The organism is Aminobacter sp. GW821-FHT11F06, assembly GCF_058808215.1.
Genome location: NZ_JBXARL010000006.1, coordinates 317,813 through 336,025, shown reverse-complemented (window position 1 = coordinate 336,025; position 18,213 = coordinate 317,813). Strand labels below are relative to the sequence as shown.

Sequence of the window (18,213 nt, the reverse complement as noted above, 5' to 3'; positions counted from 1 at the left end):
TTCATCAAGAGAGAGTTCGCCATGCAAGAATCGAGTTGATGAGCGTCTAGTAAATCATCTTCGCCTCTGCCCACGTCACCCACCCTTGCCCACCCAATACCTTGGCCCCGGCCCAAGTCGGCTGGCGCGGTCGTCGGGGTTGACCAGCTGGCAGCGCTCCAGGGACAGGCAGCCGCAGCTGATGCATTCGGTGAGCCCGATCTTGAGCCGCTTCAGCTCGTTGATCCGCTCGTCGATGCGGTGTGTCCAGCGGTTGGACAGTTGCGACCAGTCTTCGCCCGTCGGCACATGGTCCGATGGCAGCCGCGCAAGTTCGACACCGACCTCCTCCAGCGACATGCCCAGGCGTTGCGCAAAGACGATGAAGGCGACGCGCCGCAGCACCCAGCGCGGAAAACGCCGGTGCCCCGATCCGGCGCGCTCGGAGCGGATCAGCCCGCGCTCCTCATAGTAGCGCAAGGCCGACGCAGCGACACCAGAGCGCCTGGAAATCTGGTTGATCGTAAGCAGTTGTTCCATCGCGTTATCAAAGCAAAAATGTCGCTTGACTTCAAGTTAACTTGAACTTGTACGACGCTGCATCAACCGAAAGATGGAGCCTTGCAAATGACAATTCTGGTGACCGGCGCGACCGGCAATGTTGGCGGTGCGATCATTCGCGAACTGGTCGATCGAGGTGCCCGCGTCCGCGCCATGACCCGCAATCCCGGCAGCGCCAAGTTGCCGGAAGAAGTCGAGGTCGTATCAGGCGATTTCAGCAACCTCGACAGCCTTGCGGCCGCCTTCTCCCGCGCAAAAGCCCTGCACCTGATCAACTACGACGCCAGCGCAGGCGCGCATATGAAGAACCCCGAAGCCGTTGTCGCCTTGGCGAAAGCCGCCGGCATCGAGCGCGTGACGTCGTTTCGTGGCGAGGAATCCGGGCCACTTGAGCGGGCATTGCAGCAAAGCGGGCTTGCCTGGACGGACTTTTTCATTCCGGTCGAATTCATGACCAACGCGCTGCAGTGGGCACAGTCGGTCGGCAGGGACGGAATCGTCAGGGCGTTCGGTCCGACCAAGAGCGCGATGATCCACGAGGCCGATATCGGCATGTCCATCGCCAATGCTTTGACCGCAGTCGGTCATGCCGGCAAGAGCTACACCCTTACCGGCCCCGAGGCCCTGACGCCGCAGGACAAGGTCGACGCCTTGGGCGAAACGACAGGCAAGGCGATCAAGCTCATCGAGCTCACCGAAGCGGAGGCGCGCGCCAAATGGCAGGCGCTTGGCACGCCGGAACGCTTCATCGAGTTCCTTGTGGATTGGCACATCAACACGCCCGCAAGTGCCTATACGGTGCTGCCCACTGTCGAGCAGCTGACCGGCTGCGAGCCACGTACCTTCCGGCAATGGGCGTTTGAACGCGCAAATGCATTTCGCGGGCCGGCCGTGGTTTAAGCGCCAGCCTCCGGCGCGTCGTCTTGTGAGTTGCCGCTTCCTGCTTGCGGGATTAATATTAGCCGGTTCTCATATGGAAATCGCTGGGAGGCGAAGACGATGCGCCAATATATCGACTGCCGTGAATTCCCGAGCGAAATGAAGTGCACAGTGGCTATAGCGGCCGACACCGAGAAAGAACTCATCGATGCGGCCGTCCAGCACGCTGTGTCGGTTCATGGTGAAAAGGACACGCCGGCGTTCCGCGCGGAGATCAAGAAGGTCATGCACTCCGGCACCCCGCCGGCCTGACCGCATCACGGGCGCCGGCGCTTAGCCGGTGCCCGTGCTCGCCACGCCGCATCGATCGCACGGAAAAGCCGTGACAACGGCGTTGATCGCGGGGGCGAAGGTGCGCGTTTAAACCAGATAGACGGCTATTGCCGGCGCGCGTTGCCGCCGCTGCGCATAGCCTTCAGCCGTTCGGCGGCGGAGGCCGCCAGATCGGCGTAGCGGTCTTCCAGCTTCTCGGCGGCGACCAGCACTTCGGGCTCGAAGTCGTTGGCTTCCAGCACCTGCCGCAGTTTTTCGACGAACTCGGCCTGCTGTTCGAGCGCGGCAAACAGCTTTTTCACCTGATCACGGCTGATGTCGGGATTGGCAAGCGTCACAGGCACCTCGCGGGCCATTTCCGCGCCGGTCTCAGCCTGTTCCTTGAGGATGTCCAACCAATCAATCACGCCACACCGTACCCAATTCGCAACAATCTTGTGCCCGACATGGGCTATCGTCAACCTTGGCGCTACCCCTTCGATTTTGACCTCGCCCGCGAGTCATGCCGCTTTGCCGCCTCTTCGCATTTGCGGCGGATTTCCTCGACCTCGGATTCGGTCAGGTGCTCGATGCCGATGAACAGGTTCTGGGCTGCGCCGACGCGGATCAGTTCGTCGAGTTTGGCCTGGATCGCCGCACTATCGCGGTTCTGCGTGTTCTGGATGAGAAAGACCATCAGGAAGGTGATGATGGTCGTGCCGGTGTTGATGACGAGTTGCCAGGTATCGGAAAAGCCAAAGAATGGGCCGGACACCGCCCAAACAACGATGATCAGGCAACAGGCCGCAAAGGTTGGCGGCAGACCGGCAGCGTAGGCCACCTTGTTGGCGATCCTGGTGAAAACCTTCTCGTACATGGGAAATCCCTTCGCGCAGCGAAAGGAAACAATCGGCACCCGCTCCGGGTTCCCTGCGCAACGGTCGAGGCGGGACTCAGTCCTCCAGGACCTCCTTCAGCACCACGGCCTGGTTGTGCGCCTCGTCATGGGCTGAATACACCAGCGTCAGCGGCCCCTTGGCTGCGTGCCTGCGCAAATCTGCGACCAAGGCCTGTTGCCCAGCCAGTTCGATACGATAGCGCGAACGAAACTCGTCCCAGTGCTGCGGGTCATGGCCGAACCATTTCCTCAGCTCCGTCGAAGGCCCGATTTCCTTGAGCCAGAGATCGACAGCAGCCTTTTCCCTGGTCACCCCGCGCGGCCAGACCCGATCGACAAGCACGCGAAAACCATCGTCGTCAGTCTTCGCCTCATAGACGCGCTTGATCCTGATGCTGCCCATCTCGATCCTCCCGTTTTCCAAGCCAAAGATAGGCTTCCGGGTATCGAAAGCGAGGCGCCCGGCCGATTGTTGTGGCCGAGCGCAAGCCAAAACCCTTCAAGGCCGTGTCCGATTGGTCCTAGCTCTTGATCGGCAGCCAGAGCTCATAGCCGCCCTTGCCCGTCACCGGATCAAAGCTTTCGGGATAGAGCTCGAAATGCGGGGCGTCGGCTGCCTCATGGCCCGAACTTGGAAACCACTTGCTCCACACGGTGTTGGTGATGCGCCGGATCGCCGAAATGTGCTCGGTGGTGGCGAACACGACATAACGCTGCGGCGGGATGCGCAGGCGGCTGAATTCCGATGTCAGGCCGGAGAAGTCGGTGACCTCGACACCTGCGATGTATTCGAAGGTGTCGTCGTCGAAATTGCAGCAGACGCCGTAGCCGACCATCCCTTTCTGGCCGGGCACGCTGCCGAAATGCGGGCCGAAGCGCTGCCATAGAGAAGGAATGGCGATGCTGGTCTCGCAGGTGTAGCGCTCGCCGAAGCCGGCGATGAGCAGGGTGCCGCCGTCGACAAAACGCGACGGGACAAGGTTTTCGACAAAGGTTTCGTCCATTTTGAGGTGCTCCACGCATTCGGGTTGGGGAACAGCGCCGTTCGCGCGCACCTCCTCGGGCGTGAGTCCGAAGCGGTCGCGAAAGGCCCTGGTGAACGCCTCATGCGAGCCGTAGCCGGCATCGAGCGCGACCGCCAAAATGTCGGGCGCGCCCTTGGCCAGCGTGAACGCCGCGTCGGTCAGGCGGCGGGCTCTGATGTAACCTATGACCGAATGGCCAGTGGCGGCACCGAAAGCGCGGGACATGTGGAAGCGCGATACACCGCCAATGGCGGCAATCTCGTCCAGTCCGATGTCCCTGGAATAGTGGCTTTCGATGAACCAGATGGCTTTTTGAACGGGGGTCATTGGTCTTTCCTGCATGAGAACGCACCCGGTATGCTCCTTGCCGGCGCGTCCCGTTTGATCACGCTTGCTGCACGGTCTCATCTCGCACGAAATGTCGATCAGCAAAAACGCGTGCGCGCTCCTTTTGATCCAGGCCAGTCAATTGGCCAAGCCAGTCATCCGATGTCGCTTTTGCAGCTACGCATGGCAGCCAAGGCAGGCGAGGTTGGCGGCATGGAACAAAAGCACGCGACAGGCCAGGATGACGAGCCGCCCGCGCCGGTGATTGCCGTTGCCGGCGTCATCCTGGCGATGGCGCTGGTCGCCGTCGGCAATGGGCTGATGTTCGGTTACATCCCGGTTACGCTCGGTGCCGCCGGCTACGCGCCGACTTGGGCCGGCACCATTCTCACCGGGCTCTCCGCTGGCGGGCTTGCCGGTTGCCTGCTCACCGGGGCGTTGGTGCGCCGGGTCGGCCATGCACGCGCCTATATGGTGTTTTCCGCCCTTATCGTGCTGTCCAACGTGGCGATAGGTGCCGGAACCTTCCCGATTGTCTGGATCGCGGCGCGCGTGCTCTACGGTTTTGCCATATGCGGGCTCTTCATCGTCGCCCAGAGCTGGCTCAACGATGCCGTCGGCAACGAAATCCGCGGTCGCGTCATGGCGATCTTCTACGTCTCTTATGTCGTTGGCCTGGGCGTCGGCTCGTTCATGCTCGGTTTCGTCGACATCGCGACCGCACAGGCGCCGCTTATCGGCATCGCATTCAACGCCATCTCGATCCTCCCGGTTGGCTTGACCCGCCTGCGCCAGCCACCGCCACCGCAGGCGGCCTCGGTGGCCTTGGCACGCGCCTGGCGCATTTCGCCGGTCGGTGTCGCCGGCATGCTGGCCGTCGGCGGGGTGTCGATGCTGATCACCGGCTTCGCGCCGATCCATGCCACGGCAAGCGGATTCAGCCAGCAGCAGGTGGCGACGCTGTTGTTTGCCATGCCGCTCGGCACGCTGTTGTTCCAGATCCCGTTCGGCTGGATCTCCGACCGCACCGACCGGCGCTATGTGCTTGTGGCGGCAGGCCTGCTGGTGGTGATTGCCGGGCTTGCCGCCAGCCGCTTCGACGGCAGCGCGCTGCCGATCATGGTCGCGATCTATGTCGTGTGGAGTGGGGCGAGCGAGTCGATCTATTCGCTGTCGAGCGCGCATGCCTCCGACCGCGCCAGCAAGGACGATCTGGTGGCCTTGTCGAGCAGCATGCTGTTTGCCTGGTCGCTGTCGGGTTTCATCGTGCCCGGCCTCGGCACGGTGCTGACGGCCGTCTACGGCACCTATGCCTTCATGTATGTGGCGATTGCCATCGGGGCTATCTTCACCGCCTTCGTCTTGTGGCGGTTGCGCATGACCCAGGCGGTTCCGGTGGGGGAAGCCGGCAGTTTTTCGCCGATGTCGGCACAATTGCCGCCGTCGGTCGATCCGTAGCCGATGGCAGGAAAGTTGGGTGCTACTGGCTTGTTGTCAGGTGTTTACGCGCCCTTGTCTTGAAACTGTAGCCCAACTCTGCCTATCTAAATGGTGTCGTCCGAGTTCAGGGCGATTTGGTTGTTCCTGTCGGAAAGGAAAGACACTGAGAACAGCACTTCGGAAGAAGGCGGAAATCCTGCCTTCGCCGGCCGGGATAGGCGAATACGACGCTGTTGCCCGCGCCATCAAGACAGTCCTTGCCAGTCTGGAAGACTCCAAGGCCGAAAACATTGTCTCCATCGACATCCAGGGGAAATCGAGCCTAGGCGACTATATGGTCATCGCCTCGGGCCGGTCGCACCGTCATGTCGCCGCACTTGCCGATCATCTCCTCAAAGCGCTGAAGGATGCCGACCTCGGCACTGCCCGCGTCGAGGGGCTGTCGGGCGCCGACTGGGTGCTCATCGATTCAGGCGATATCATCGTCCATATCTTCCGGCCCGAGATCCGCGAGTTCTACAATCTCGAAAAGATGTGGCAGGCGCCGGATCTAGAGGAAGAAACGGTTCATTGAACCGTTAGACGCCAGGGATGAAGGTAGCGATACATGCCGTGGGCCGGATGAAAGCCGGCCCCGAGAAGGAGCTTGCGGACCGCTATCTCGACCGGTTTTCGAAAAGCGGCGGCGCGCTCGGCTTCGACTTTTCCGGCGTCACCGAGATCGCCGAAAGCCGTGTCCGCGATGTCGACGAGCGCCGGCGCGAGGAAGCCGACAGGCTGCGCGCCCAGATGGCGCCCGGAACCGCGCTGATCCTGCTCGACGAGCGCGGCAAGAATCTCTCTTCGCAACAATTCGCCGACAAGATCGCCTCGCTGCGCGACGGCGGCCAGCGCGGGCTGATGATCGCCATTGGCGGACCCGACGGCCATGATGAGGCGTTGCGCAACGAAGCGCAGCTGTTGATTTCCTTCGGTGCCGCGACCTGGCCGCACCAGATGGTTCGCATCATGCTTGGCGAGCAGCTTTACCGTGCCGCGACCATTTTGTCGGGACATCCCTATCATCGAGCGTGAGCGCCCGGAATTCGACAAAATGGCTGGTCAAATGTCCGCTTGCGGTCGTGCCCGGCAAACATGGTTGATGGTTCGTTAACGATGCCGCCACTAAGGTCGCTGACATACAACCGGATCATCGCATGGCGCGGAATTTACCTCTGAAGGCGTGGCTATCGCCGTGCCGCGGCATTGTCGCGGCGGGACTGATTGCGCTTGCCTGCGGAGCGGCTTCGTCCCAGGTGGGGCCTCCGTTGCCAAATCCCGACCAGACGCGGTCCGTATACGAAAGTGTCGCGCGCGACATCCAGTTGTCGGCTGAGCGCCGCGAAAAACTGGCCGCCGAGATCGCGCAGGTGAAGAAGGATCATGCCTCGATCACCGCAGCCCTGATCCAGTCGGCCAAGACCGAGCGCAAGCTCGGCCAGGACATCGAAGACATTGCCGGCAAGCTCGAGGGGTTGAAGGAGCAGGAGGCGGGTATCCGCACCTCGCTCAACATGCGTCGCGGCGTGCTGGCCGAGGTTTTGGGCGCGCTGCAGCGCATGGGGCTCAATCCGCCGCCGGCGATCCTGGTCAAGCCGGAGGATGCGCTGTCGTCGATCCGCAGCGCGATCCTGTTGGGTGCGGTGGTGCCCGAGTTGCGCTCCGAGACCGACATACTGATGGCCGATCTCAAGGAGCTGTCGCGGGTGGTTGCCTCGATCGAGGCCGAGCGCGACCGGCTGACCACGGCGATGACGGCCCAGGCTGGCGAGAAGGCGCGACTCGATCTTTTGCTCGAAGCCAAGAGCCGGCTACGCTCAGAATCCGAGGTGGCGCTGGCCGACGAAACAAAAAAATCGGCCGAACTTGCGGCGCGGGCCGACAGTCTCAAAGATTTGATCGCAGCGCTCGACAAGCAGGCGGCGAAGAAGACAGCCGATGCCGAGGCCGCGCGCGTGGCTGCGGAGGAAGCCGCCAAGGCCGCGAACCAGCCTGTCGTGCCGGTGGTGCCGGAAGCCAACCAACTCGTTGCTTCCGCACCGTTTTCCCTGCTGCAGGGGCAGGTCGCGCTGCCGGTCACCGGGCGCATAAAACGTCGCTTTGGCGGCGCCGACGGCATAGGCGGAACCATGCTTGGGGACATGGTTGCGACACAATCGGGCGCCATCGTCACGGCTCCGGCGGATGGAAGTGTTCTTTATGCGGGGCCTTTCCGCTCCTATGGTCAACTCTTGATCCTCAATGCCGGCGACGGCTATCATGTCGTCTTGGCGGGGATGAGCAGAATCAGCGTCGCGCCGGGTCAGTCCGTACTAGCAGGCGAGCCGATCGGTGCGATGGGTGAGGCGAGGGTGGCGAGCACCTCAGCTTCGGAAAATGCGAATGCGACGCCGGAACTCTATGTCGAGTTCCGCAAGGATGGAAAACCCGTCGATCCGACCCCATGGTGGGCGGACCGCACCTCTGGAAGGACATAAATGATGCGTAAACTGTCGCTTCTGCTTGCCGGGGCGCTGATGGGAGCCTCAGCGATGAGCCTGGTGTATGGTGCACCTGGCTCAACAGCGAATGCGGCGGGGTCGGAGACCTACCGCCAGCTTGCTATCTTCGGCGATATCTTCGAACGCGTGCGGGGCCAGTATGTGACCCCGCCGGACGAGAAGTCGCTGATCGAAAACGCCATCAACGGCATGTTGACTTCGCTTGATCCGCATTCGTCATATCTCAACGCTGAAGCCGCCAAGGACATGCGCGTCCAGACCAAGGGCGAATTCGGCGGCCTCGGCATCGAGGTGACGATGGAAAACGAGCTGGTCAAGGTCATCACCCCGATCGATGATACCCCGGCTTCCAAGGCTGGCGTTCTGTCTGGCGACTACATCTCCAAGATCGACGGTGTCGAAGTTCGCGGCCTGACGCTGAATGATGCGGTCGAAAAGATGCGCGGCCTGATCAACACGCCGATCAAGCTGACGATCCTGCGCCAGGGTGCCGACAAGCCGATCGAGCTTTCGATCATGCGCGACGTCATCAAGGTCAAGGCGGTCAAATTCCGCGTCGACAACGATGTCGGCTACATGAAGATCACCTCGTTCACCGAGAAGACCTTCGATGACCTGCAAAATGCGATCGCCGAGATCAAGAAGCAGGTACCGGAAGACAAGCTGAAGGGCTACGTGCTCGACCTGCGCCTCAACCCGGGTGGCTTGCTCGATCAGGCGGTCAGCGTTTCCGATACCTTCCTCGACCGTGGCGAGATCGTTTCGACCCGTGGCCGTGATCCCAAGGACATCACCCGCTTCGACGCTCGTCCGGGCGACGACATCGACGGCAAGCCGCTGGTCGTGCTGATCAATGGCGGTTCGGCGAGTGCGTCGGAAATCGTCGCCGGTGCGCTGCAGGATCTGCGCCGCGCCACCGTGGTGGGCACGCAGTCCTTCGGCAAGGGCTCGGTGCAGACCATTATCCCGCTGGCCGAGAATGGCGCGCTCAGGCTGACGACGGCGCTCTATTACACGCCGTCGGGCAAGTCGATCCAGGGCAAGGGCATCACGCCCGACATCAAGGTCGACCAGCCGCTGCCGGCCGACCTGCAGGGTCGTGACGTCACGCGTGGCGAGTCCGAGCTCAAGGGCCACATCAAGGGCGTGGAAGAGAGCGACAAGGGTTCGGGTTCGGCGGCCTATGTGCCGCCGGAGCCGAAGGACGACCTGCAGCTCAACTATGCGCTGGAGTTGCTGCGTGGGCAAAAGACCGATCCGTCTTTCCCGCCCAACCCTGACAAGGCTGTGATGAACCAGCAGTAAATCAGGTCGTCGCCGGCCCTTGGGGCTGGTTGCTCGATCGAGGCAATGCAAAACTGCCGGGGCCGCAAGGTTCCGGCAGTTTGATTCGGGGAGCTGGCTGAGAGCGCGGGGTGGTGCAGATCGAAAAAGAAATCGACCGTCCGCTCGGGCAGGTTCCACGCCGTCCCGCTGGCAAGCGCTTGGCGTGGCTGCGCAAGGGGCCATTGCTCGCCGGCCTGTGCGCTGTGGCGGTCGTTGCTGCATCCGCCTCGATTGCGCTGCGCCAAAAACCGTTCCGCACCCCGGAAGTCGTTGCGGTTGCAATGCCGGAGACCGTTGCCGTGCCCGCCCTGTCAGTGGCCAAGCCGAAGCCGGCAACCGCCCCAACGCCGGGCGGCCCTGCGATTATCCGCGTCAATCCACCGGTGGGTGAGGACGGCGTCGTTGTGATCCGCGATCCGTCCGCCGTCGGACAAAATGTGCGTATCGCCCATCTGCCCGACAAAGCACTGATCGAAGACAGCGGGAGCGGGCCGCTGCCGATACGCGCTGCCGACGGGCGGCGTCCGTTCGACGTCTATGCCCGCGCCTGGTCGGGCGCGCGGGGCGCGCGGGTGGCGATCGTCATCGGCGGGCTCGGCCTGTCGCAGACGGGAACGCAACAGGCGATCGGCAAGCTGCCGCCGGAAATCACGCTCGGCTTCGCGCCCCAGGGCAATAGCCTTGGCCGCTGGATGCAGGCAGCACGGCGCGAGGGCCATGAGGTCGTCATGCAGGTGCCGCTCGAGCCGTTCGATTTTCCCAACGTCAATCCCGGCCGCAATACGTTGACGGTCGAGGCAAGTGCTGACGAAAACCTCAAGAACCTGCGCTGGACGCTGTCGCGGACGACCAATTACACCGCCGTGATGAACTATATGGGGGCGCGCTTCTCGGCGAGCCCGGAGGCGATGGGCGCGATGATGGCCGAGCTCGGCAAGCGCGGTATCGGTTACATCGACGATGGCTCGTCGGCGCGGAGCCTGGCACCAGAGCAGGCGCTGAAAAACGGCGTGCCGTTCGCGGCGGGCGACGCCATCATCGATGCGGTCCAGGATCGCGGCGCTATCCTGAACAAGCTCGACGAGCTGGAGCGGACCGCGCGCGCCAAGGGTTTTGCCATCGGCACGGGCAATGCATTCGACGTCACGGTGGACGCCGTGACCTCATGGGCAAGCGAGGCGCGCAAGCGCGGCATCGAGATCGTGCCGATCTCGGCTGTCGCAAGCGATCCCGAACGAGGATAGGACTGATGTCGAAGACCAAGACCGCACCCGAAGACCTGCCTTACCGTCCATGTGTCGGCATCATGGTGCTGAACACCAGGGGGCTGGTCTGGGCCGGGCGGCGGATCGCTGAACCTGACAGCGAATTGTCTGATACCGACAAGCTATGGCAGATGCCGCAAGGCGGCATCGACAAGGGCGAGGAGCCCTATCCGGCTGCCACGCGCGAGCTTTACGAGGAGACCGGCATGCGCAGCGTCACGCTGGTTGCCGAAGCGCCCCGCTGGATCAACTACGACCTGCCGCCGCATCTCTTGGGCGTCGCCTTCAAGGGCAAATATCGCGGCCAGACGCAAAAATGGTTCGCCTTTCGCTTCGATGGCGAGGAGAACGAAATCGCCATCGACCCGCCTCCCGGCGGGCATTCGGCCGAGTTCGACCGTTGGGCCTGGAAGCCGATGGTCGAGCTTCCGGAGCTGATCGTGCCGTTCAAGCGCAAGGTCTATGACGAGGTCGTCGCTGCGTTCAGGCACCTGGTGAAATAGCCCCTCCGGCCGCCGCCCTTGACAAGCAAGGCAGGGTCGGCGACTCTTCGCCTATGTGCACCATCGCTCACATCGGCAGCTTTGCCCTATTTCGGGTCTGCCCCATCGCGGGATACTAGCCCCGGCTCGGTCGCTATGCGACTTCCGAGCCCTTGGGGCCGATTTTTCAAAGCATGAAATCATGAGCACCGGAGCCGCCTGGCGGCTCGGGTGGAATATTTGGGCACGTCCGTTCCACGGACGGACCGGTCGCGCGCTTTTTTAAATGCGCCGGCCGGACGACAACCTATGAGGCTTCCATTGCGCCAGAACATCAAGCAGCGCCGCGAACACGAGATCGTGGTGAGCGAAAACGACTATGCCAGGCTGACAGGCCTCGCCGAATCCAGTCTCGAACGCCTGCCGGGCATCGCCGAGGAACTGCTCTCCGAGATGGAGCGGGCCAAGATCAAACCACTCAACCGCATTCCCGCCAATGTGATCCGCATGGGCTCGACGGTGACGTTCCGCAGCGGCGATGGCGAGGTCAAGACCGTGACGCTTGTCTATCCCGGCAAGGCCGACATCGCCGAAGGCAAGGTCTCGATCCTGACGCCGGTGGGTGCTGCGCTTATCGGCCTTCGTGAAGGCCAGTCGGTTGCCTGGACCTCGCGCGACGGCCGTCGTCTTGAACTCGAGATCATGGCGGTCGAAGTGCCGCGCGAAGACGCCAATTGACGGGCGCGAGCCGCAACAGCAGCCCGATTTTCGAACCATGCCAGTGCCGGGCGAAGCCCAGCACTTGTGGAGCTATGCCATGTCCAAATGTCAGCTGACGACCAAGGATTTCGCCATCGTCAAGACGATGCTTGACCGCCTGGCCTGGTCGGGCGGCCCACTTGTCGCCCTTTTGCGCCGTAAGCTTGCTTCGGCGCATGTCGTGTTTTCAAACGAGGCCGATGCGGACGTGGTCACGCTGAACAGCCGCGTGACCTTCAGTGTCGATGGTGGTGCGCCCCATACCCGCATTGTCGCGCACGGGCCCATGGACGGCATGGTCGGCCAGATCATCCCGATCTCCGTGCCGCGCGGCCTGGCTCTGCTTGGCCTACGCAAAGGTCAGTCGATCGTGGTCGACTGTGGTCGTGGCTCGACCGAAACCATTCGTGTCGACGAGATTCACTATCAGCCCGAGGCCGCGCGTCCGGGAATCACCACGCCGGAAGGCGATACCGAGGCATCCGGCCGCCGCTTCCCGGTGCTGGTGTTCAGCGCCGATGAGCCACAACCCCTTGGCGTGCCAAGAAAAATCCGGCACACCTCGGGAAATGGCGATGACCCGGGCCCTTCTGCGGCCTGACGGGCGGCGCCTATGAGTTTGTGCATGCCTCGTTTTCGGGGTCATGCATCTGGGGGCGCAATGAAGGTCATAGTCGTCGGCGGCGGCGTCATCGGGGTGACGACCGCCTATTATCTTGCCGAGGCAGGGCACGAGGTGGTCGTCTACGACCGCCAGAAGGGGCCGGCCCATGAGACCAGCTATGCCAATTCGGGCGAGATTTCCTCCGGCTACGCCTCCCCGCTGGCGGCACCCGGCGTGCCGCTCAAGGCGCTCAAATGGCTCGCGATGAAAGACGGGCCCTTTTCCTTCCGGCCGAAATTCGATCCCAAGATGTGGATGTGGCTGGCCAGGATGCTGCGCAACTGCACAGCAGAACGCTATCAGGCGAACAAGGCGCTGATGATGCCGCTCGCCGAATACAGCCGCGACATGCTGCGCGTGCTGCGCCAGGGCACCGGCATTTCCTACGACGAGCTCAGCCATGGCACGCTGCAGCTGTTTCGCACCCAGGAACAGCTCGACGGCATCGGCTCCGACGTTGCCGTACTCGACAAGTTTGAGGTGCCCTATGAGATCCTCGACGCGGCCGGCTGCATCGCGGCCGAGCCAGGCCTTGCCGGTGCGCGCCAGAACATCGCTGGCGGCCTGCGCCTGCCTGATGACGAGACCGGCGACTGCCGGCTTTTCACCGAACGTCTGGTCGAACTGTGCAGCGAACGCGGCGTGATCTTCCGGTTCGGCAAGCGTGTCTACTCGCTGGAGTATTCAGGCGGGCGCGTTCATCAGGTCGTTTCGGACGATGGCATTGCCAATGCCGACGCCTTTGTGCTGGCGGCTGGAAGCTATTGCGAACGCTTCATGCGCAAGCTGCACCAGCGTGTGCCGGTCTATCCGCTCAAGGGTTATTCGCTGACCGTACCGATCACGGATGCCGATCGCGCGCCGGTTTCGACGGTCATCGACGAAACCAACAAGGTCGCCATCACCCGGCTAGGCGACCGCATCCGTATCGGCGGCACGATGGAAATGTCGGGCTTCGATCTGACCTTGGATGAATCGCGCCGTGCGCCGCTCGAACGGTCGCTGCGACAGCTGTTTGACGGTGCGGGAAGCCTGCGCGACGCGCATTTCTGGTGCGGTCTGCAGCCGATGACACCTGACGGTCCGCCGATCCTGGGCAAGACGAAGTTGTCGAACCTGTTCATCAACACCGGCCACGGCATGCTCGGCTGGACCATGGCCTGCGGCTCGGGGAAAATCCTCGCCGATATGATCTCCGGCCGCGAGCCGGAGATCGACGCCAGCGGGCTTGGCCCCGAGCGTTATTGGGCCTGAACCGTTCAGGCAGCCTTCAGCGAACGCGGCACTTCCGCCGATTGGTACATCGAAATCGTGTGGCCGTCAGGATCGGCGAATTCGGACGACCAGCCGCCTGGCGCATGACTCACCGGAGTGACGATGGTCACGCCCTTGCCGGCCAGCGACGAGACGACGTCGTCGATGCCGCCGTCGGCGATCTCGAACACGATGATGGGGGAGTTGCCGGGCCGCGATTCCATCTCGAAGAAGATCAGGTCGACGCCGTTTGCGGTGCTTGCGATCAGCCAATCGCCTTCACCCTCTCCGTCGCTTTCCATGCGCTGGACATCCAGCCCCATGACATCGCGGTAAAAGGCCTCGGTTTTGTCGATATCCGAGACGTAGTAGCAGATATTGCCGAGTTTGCATTTGCCGAACATTAGGTCACTCCGTGATTTCAGTTGCACGTCTGTTGAGTTGCCGTGCGACAGGGTTTTGTGAGGTCCCGATCACAAAAAGGTGCCCGTCGGGATCGTGGCTTGCGAGCAGGGCGCCCGGCTGCCTTGTCATGGCGAGCAAGGAACGCCTGATGCTGCCGAAGGCGAGCGCGCCGGCGAGGCCCGGAATCTCCGCGACCGGATCGCCACCAAAGGCCAGCCAGCGCCGCCGGATCTCGGCGATGCGCTGGCGAAGTGCCGGATCGGCAAGGCCTTGCAGCCAGGCGATCTCCTGTCGCGTATGACCAGTCAGGGCGAGAAGCGTCGTCGTACGCAGGCGGGGCGGCAAGGTCGCGACAAAGCGGACAGGCACGATTTCGCGGTCAGTTGGCTCGCAACTGCCGGCAGCGAATGGCGTTTCGCGCTTCCTGCGCCGGACGGCCGAACGCGCGTCGAAGGCAGCGCGCCGCCGCAGCGCGCCTTCCAGCCAGCGCCGGTTCTCGATCTTCGACAGGTCGGTGCGCCCGGCTTCGACCGCCGCGACAAGGACTGTCTGCAGCAGGTCCTCGGCCTCGTCGGCGCGTCGTGTGGCGCGCCGGGCCTTGCGCAGCAATTCTGCGTAGGGGCGGGGCAGCAAATCGGTTTCCTCGCTTGAAACGCCAGTGTTAGCGGATGTGCGAGATTGTCGGAAGGGTTTAGATGAACAGCGCCCGTTCGCGCTCCACCGACTTGGTGATGAAGCCCGCCACCGTCTGGATCCGGCGCAGCGGGCGGACGGACTCGTGATAGACCAGCCAATAGGCGCGGCGGATCGGTGCGATCGCCGTCACCGGCACGATCTCAGAAATGGTGCGGGCGATGAAGGTGTGCAGGATGCCGATGCCGGCGCCCGAGCGCACCGCCTCGACCTGTCCGAGCGCCGACGAAATCGAAAAGGCGGATTCCCACGACGGGCTGAACTCGGCGGCGTAGTCGAGCGACGGGCTGACGACCAGGTCGGGCACGTAGCCGATAAGGCGATGGGCGGACAGCTCCGCGCGCGACGAGGGCAGGCCATGCTCCTCGGCATAAGAGCGCGAGGCAAACAGGCCGAGCGAATAGTCGACGAGTTTTGCCGCCACCAGCCGGCCTTCGCTCGGCCGCTCAGTGGTGATGGCGATGTCTGCCTCGCGCCGCGACAGCGAAAAGGTCCTGGGAACCGGCACCAGTTGAATGCGCAGATCGGTGTGCTGTGCGGTAAGCGTGCCCAGCCGCTGCGCCAGGAAGGCAACGCCAAAACCATCAGGCGCGCCGATGCGCACCGTGCCCGACACCTCGTCGCCTTCGCCGGAGATTTCGGCGCGGGCGGTCAGCATGTCGGCTTCCATGCGCTCGGCGACTTCGAGGAAGCGCTCGCCGGTCGGCGTCAGCTCGCTACCGGTGGTCAGCCGGCGGAAGAGTTTGGTCTTCAACGCCTCTTCAAGTGCCGCAACGCGGCGTGAAACCGTTGCGTGGTTGAGCTCGAGGCGCCGCGCCGCGCCAAGGATCTGGCCGCTACGCGCGACGGCGAGAAAGATGCGGACGTCATCCCAGTTCATAGAGCCTCCCATGCGGATGTCGTTCCTCTCCCCGTTTGCGGGGCGAAGGAAAGACCACACCCTACTATGCATGAAATCGCATTCAAGCTCTCGTCGGTCTATATTTTTTGCACAACGGTTGCGTTCACGCTCGCGTTGCAAAGGCGCGCGTTAAGCGGGACAATGCGCCATCAACAAAGAATTGGGAGTGAAGCAATGGTCGACTACGGTCATTTCATCGGCGGCAAGCATGTCGCCGGCACCAGCGGACGCAAGCAGGACGTTCTGCAGCCGATGGACGGCTCGGTGCGCGCCACCGTGGCACTCGCCTCGGCGCAGGAACTGCGCGCCGCTGTCGAAAATGCCAAGGCAGCACAGATCGGCTGGGCCGCCACCAATCCGCAGCGCCGCGTGCGCGTGCTGATGCGCTTCCTCGAACTGGTCAACAAGGAATACGACTCGCTGGCCGAGCTTCTGGCACGCGAGCACGGCAAGACCATCGCCGACGCCAAGGGCGACATCCAGCGCGGCCTTGAAGTGGTCGAAGTCTGCATCGGCGCCCCGCACATGATGAAGGGCGAGTTCACCGATGGCGCGGGCCCCGGCATTGACGTCTATTCGATGCGCCAGCCGCTTGGCGTGGTCGCCGGCATCACTCCGTTCAACTTCCCAGCGATGATCCCGCTGTGGAAGATCGCCCCGGCTATCGCTTGCGGCAACGCCTTCATCCTGAAGCCGTCCGAGCGCGATCCGGGCGTGCCGATGCGCATCGCCGAACTGTTCCTCGAAGCGGGTCTTCCGGCGGGTGTTCTCAACGTCGTCAATGGCGACAGGACGGTTGTCGACGCGATCCTCGACGATCCCGACATCAAGGCCATAGGCTTCGTCGGCTCGACGCCGATCGCGCAGTACATTTACAGCCGTGGTTGTGCCAACGGAAAGCGCGTGCAGTGCTTCGGCGGCGCCAAGAACCATATGATCATCATGCCCGACGCCGACATGGACCAGACCGTCGACGCGCTGATCGGCGCCGGCTACGGCTCGGCCGGCGAGCGCTGCATGGCGATCTCGGTTGCTGTTCCCGTCGGCCACGACACCGCAGAGCGGCTGATGGAAAAGCTGATTCCGCGCGTCGAAAGCTTGAAGGTCGGCCCCTCGACCGACTCGTCGGCCGATTTCGGTCCGGTGGTGACGCGTGAGGCGCTCGAGCGCATCAAGGGTTACGTCGACATCGGCGTCAAGGAAGGCGCCAAGCTCGTCGTCGACGGCCGCGGCTTCAAGATGCAGGGCTATGAAAACGGCTTCTACATGGGCGGCTGCCTGTTCGACAACGTCACATCCGACATGCGCATCTACAAGGAAGAGATCTTTGGGCCGGTGCTGTCGGTGGTGCGTGCACCCACTTACGAGAACGCCATCAAGCTCGCCAACGACCACGAGATGGGCAACGGCGTTGCCATCTTCACCCGCGACGGTGATGCGGCCCGCGATTTCGCATCGCGTGTCCAGGTCGGCATGGTCGGTATCAACGTGCCGATCCCCGTGCCGATCGCCTACTACACCTTCGGCGGCTGGAAGGCGTCGTCCTTCGGCGATCTGAACCAGCATGGCCCGGATGCCTTCCGTTTCTACACCAAGACCAAGACGGTGACCTCGCGCTGGCCGTCGGGCGTCAAGGATGGTGCGGAGTTCGTCATCCCGACGATGAACTGATCCATCTCCCAAGACTGAAAACAAAGCGGGCGCCCTTGGGCGCCCGTTCTACGTTTCGTCTTCTTGTTCCGGGCCCGGCTGATATTCGAGCAGGTCGCCCGGCTGGCAATCGAGCTCGGCGCAGATGCGCGCCAGCGTCGAAAAACGTACGCCGCGCACCTTGCCGGATTTGAGCAGCGACAGGTTCTGTTCGGTGATGCCGACCTCTGCCGCGAGCTCCTTCGAGCGCATCTTGCGGCGCGCCAGCATGACATCGAGATTGACGACGATCGGCATCTCAGACGAACCGCTTGTTGTCGTCATCGATCTCGGATGCCACCGCAAGCAGATGGCCGAAGACGATGAGAATGCCCGAGACCATGACGGCAAGCAGCTCGGGCGTGCCGACACTGATCGCCAGGAAGCGATGGCCGACTGGCATGTCGAGGCTGACGATCAACGAAACCAGCGGCGGGGCCAGAACCATGGCGATCGCGTTGGCCAGGAAGGCGACGCCCGACAGCCGCATCAGCCGCGCGCTCTCGACGCCGACGATGTCATGCAGGGCGATTTCGCGGAATGCCCGCCGCAACGTCTGCAGCGCCCAGATCAGCAACCCCGCCTGAACGAGAAATGTCGCCGCCAGCAGCGTTATGGTCGTAGCCGACAGCTGCGCCGGTTTGGGCAATGCCAGCTTGTCGATGACGAATGTGCCGATCCAGGCCGGATCCGACCACGCCACCCACAGGCCGTAGGCGACAAACAGGGCGACCACGCCGATCAGGGCAGAGATCAACATCTCCATTCTCCGGCTCAGCAACCGGGCACGTTCGCGTGCTGCCTCCATCTCCAG

23 protein-coding genes are annotated in these 18,213 nt (G+C 63.0%); 13 read left to right on the top strand and 10 right to left on the bottom strand.

Annotation, left to right across the window (positions count from 1 at the left end):
• Positions 1-75: 75 nt before the first annotated feature.
• Positions 76-519, bottom strand: a complete 444-nt coding sequence (soxR, locus tag AC1RTB_RS17170; RefSeq protein ID WP_492879628.1) for a redox-sensitive transcriptional activator SoxR — start codon at positions 517-519, stop codon at positions 76-78.
• 87 nt (positions 520-606) lie between these two features.
• Here soxR and AC1RTB_RS17165 point away from each other — a divergent pair, with 87 nt between their 5' ends.
• Both AC1RTB_RS17165 and AC1RTB_RS17160 read left to right on the top strand, forming a co-directional pair.
• Positions 607-1,440 carry an NmrA family NAD(P)-binding protein gene (locus AC1RTB_RS17165; protein ID WP_492879629.1) on the top strand — a complete coding sequence of 278 codons (834 nt, stop codon included), beginning with the start codon at positions 607-609 and terminating at the stop codon, positions 1,438-1,440.
• 99 nt (positions 1,441-1,539) lie between these two features.
• The gene (locus tag AC1RTB_RS17160; protein ID WP_492879630.1) at positions 1,540-1,731 is read left to right on the top strand and encodes a DUF1059 domain-containing protein; all 192 of its coding nucleotides are present in this window, start codon (positions 1,540-1,542) and stop codon (positions 1,729-1,731) included.
• 125 nt (positions 1,732-1,856) lie between these two features.
• Here the strand turns inward: AC1RTB_RS17160 and AC1RTB_RS17155 are convergent, their stop codons facing one another.
• The 4 genes from AC1RTB_RS17155 to AC1RTB_RS17140 all read right to left on the bottom strand — a co-directional run bounded on the left by AC1RTB_RS17155 (position 1,857) and on the right by AC1RTB_RS17140 (position 3,981).
• On the bottom strand, positions 1,857-2,159 hold the full coding sequence (locus AC1RTB_RS17155; RefSeq protein WP_476783999.1) for a hypothetical protein: 303 nt from the start codon (positions 2,157-2,159) through the stop codon (positions 1,857-1,859).
• A gap of 62 nt (positions 2,160-2,221) precedes the next feature.
• A complete protein-coding gene (locus AC1RTB_RS17150; protein WP_492879631.1) occupies positions 2,222-2,608 on the bottom strand; it encodes a low affinity iron permease family protein in 387 nt (128 codons plus the stop codon).
• A gap of 76 nt (positions 2,609-2,684) precedes the next feature.
• A complete protein-coding gene (locus AC1RTB_RS17145) occupies positions 2,685-3,032 on the bottom strand; it encodes a DUF488 domain-containing protein (RefSeq protein ID WP_492879632.1) in 348 nt (115 codons plus the stop codon).
• A 118-nt stretch (positions 3,033-3,150) separates the two neighbouring features.
• Positions 3,151-3,981, bottom strand: a complete 831-nt coding sequence (locus tag AC1RTB_RS17140; RefSeq protein ID WP_492879633.1) for an AraC family transcriptional regulator — start codon at positions 3,979-3,981, stop codon at positions 3,151-3,153.
• A gap of 213 nt (positions 3,982-4,194) precedes the next feature.
• On the opposite strand from AC1RTB_RS17140, the gene AC1RTB_RS17135 reads away from it, so the two are divergent.
• The 10 genes from AC1RTB_RS17135 to AC1RTB_RS17090 all read left to right on the top strand — a co-directional run bounded on the left by AC1RTB_RS17135 (position 4,195) and on the right by AC1RTB_RS17090 (position 13,711).
• The gene (locus AC1RTB_RS17135; RefSeq protein WP_492879940.1) at positions 4,195-5,439 is read left to right on the top strand and encodes an MFS transporter; all 1,245 of its coding nucleotides are present in this window, start codon (positions 4,195-4,197) and stop codon (positions 5,437-5,439) included.
• A 178-nt stretch (positions 5,440-5,617) separates the two neighbouring features.
• Positions 5,618-5,995, top strand: a complete 378-nt coding sequence (gene rsfS, locus AC1RTB_RS17130) for a ribosome silencing factor (RefSeq protein WP_476784008.1) — start codon at positions 5,618-5,620, stop codon at positions 5,993-5,995.
• Between the two features lie 17 nt (positions 5,996-6,012).
• Positions 6,013-6,495 carry a 23S rRNA (pseudouridine(1915)-N(3))-methyltransferase RlmH gene (gene rlmH, locus AC1RTB_RS17125; RefSeq protein WP_492879634.1) on the top strand — a complete coding sequence of 161 codons (483 nt, stop codon included), beginning with the start codon at positions 6,013-6,015 and terminating at the stop codon, positions 6,493-6,495.
• 122 nt (positions 6,496-6,617) lie between these two features.
• The gene (locus tag AC1RTB_RS17120; RefSeq protein WP_492879635.1) at positions 6,618-7,937 is read left to right on the top strand and encodes a murein hydrolase activator EnvC family protein; all 1,320 of its coding nucleotides are present in this window, start codon (positions 6,618-6,620) and stop codon (positions 7,935-7,937) included.
• Positions 7,938-9,266 (top strand): S41 family peptidase, encoded by a 1,329-nt coding sequence (locus tag AC1RTB_RS17115; RefSeq protein WP_492879636.1) that lies wholly within the window; start codon positions 7,938-7,940, stop codon positions 9,264-9,266.
• 110 nt (positions 9,267-9,376) lie between these two features.
• Complete coding sequence (locus AC1RTB_RS17110; RefSeq protein WP_492879637.1) at positions 9,377-10,531, top strand: divergent polysaccharide deacetylase family protein; 1,155 nt, start codon at positions 9,377-9,379, stop codon at positions 10,529-10,531.
• Positions 10,532-10,536: 5 nt separating this feature from the next.
• Positions 10,537-11,055: an RNA pyrophosphohydrolase gene (locus AC1RTB_RS17105; protein WP_492879638.1), complete on the top strand. Its 519-nt coding sequence runs from the start codon at positions 10,537-10,539 to the stop codon at positions 11,053-11,055.
• Positions 11,056-11,343: 288 nt separating this feature from the next.
• On the top strand, positions 11,344-11,772 hold the full coding sequence (gene rnk / locus AC1RTB_RS17100; RefSeq protein ID WP_492879639.1) for a nucleoside diphosphate kinase regulator: 429 nt from the start codon (positions 11,344-11,346) through the stop codon (positions 11,770-11,772).
• A gap of 79 nt (positions 11,773-11,851) precedes the next feature.
• Complete coding sequence (locus AC1RTB_RS17095; protein WP_492879640.1) at positions 11,852-12,394, top strand: GreA/GreB family elongation factor; 543 nt, start codon at positions 11,852-11,854, stop codon at positions 12,392-12,394.
• 60 nt (positions 12,395-12,454) lie between these two features.
• A complete protein-coding gene (locus AC1RTB_RS17090; protein WP_492879641.1) occupies positions 12,455-13,711 on the top strand; it encodes a D-amino acid dehydrogenase in 1,257 nt (418 codons plus the stop codon).
• Positions 13,712-13,716: 5 nt separating this feature from the next.
• On the opposite strand, the gene AC1RTB_RS17085 is transcribed toward AC1RTB_RS17090, so the two are convergent.
• From AC1RTB_RS17085 to AC1RTB_RS17075, 3 genes are read right to left on the bottom strand one after another with little or no spacing between them, the layout of a single operon-like run.
• A complete protein-coding gene (locus tag AC1RTB_RS17085) occupies positions 13,717-14,115 on the bottom strand; it encodes a VOC family protein (protein WP_492879642.1) in 399 nt (132 codons plus the stop codon).
• 4 nt (positions 14,116-14,119) lie between these two features.
• Positions 14,120-14,749, bottom strand: coding sequence for a transcriptional regulator (locus AC1RTB_RS17080; RefSeq protein WP_492879643.1), 630 nt, complete (start codon positions 14,747-14,749; stop codon positions 14,120-14,122).
• Between the two features lie 58 nt (positions 14,750-14,807).
• Positions 14,808-15,689, bottom strand: a complete 882-nt coding sequence (locus AC1RTB_RS17075) for a LysR family transcriptional regulator (RefSeq protein WP_492879644.1) — start codon at positions 15,687-15,689, stop codon at positions 14,808-14,810.
• A 195-nt stretch (positions 15,690-15,884) separates the two neighbouring features.
• On the opposite strand from AC1RTB_RS17075, the gene AC1RTB_RS17070 reads away from it, so the two are divergent.
• On the top strand, positions 15,885-17,381 hold the full coding sequence (locus AC1RTB_RS17070) for a CoA-acylating methylmalonate-semialdehyde dehydrogenase (RefSeq protein WP_492879645.1): 1,497 nt from the start codon (positions 15,885-15,887) through the stop codon (positions 17,379-17,381).
• A gap of 48 nt (positions 17,382-17,429) precedes the next feature.
• On the opposite strand, the gene AC1RTB_RS17065 is transcribed toward AC1RTB_RS17070, so the two are convergent.
• Positions 17,430-17,657 (bottom strand): helix-turn-helix domain-containing protein, encoded by a 228-nt coding sequence (locus AC1RTB_RS17065; RefSeq protein WP_492879941.1) that lies wholly within the window; start codon positions 17,655-17,657, stop codon positions 17,430-17,432.
• Position 17,658: 1 nt separating this feature from the next.
• Complete coding sequence (locus AC1RTB_RS17060) at positions 17,659-18,159, bottom strand: hypothetical protein (protein WP_492879646.1); 501 nt, start codon at positions 18,157-18,159, stop codon at positions 17,659-17,661.
• Positions 18,160-18,213: the final 54 nt, after the last annotated feature.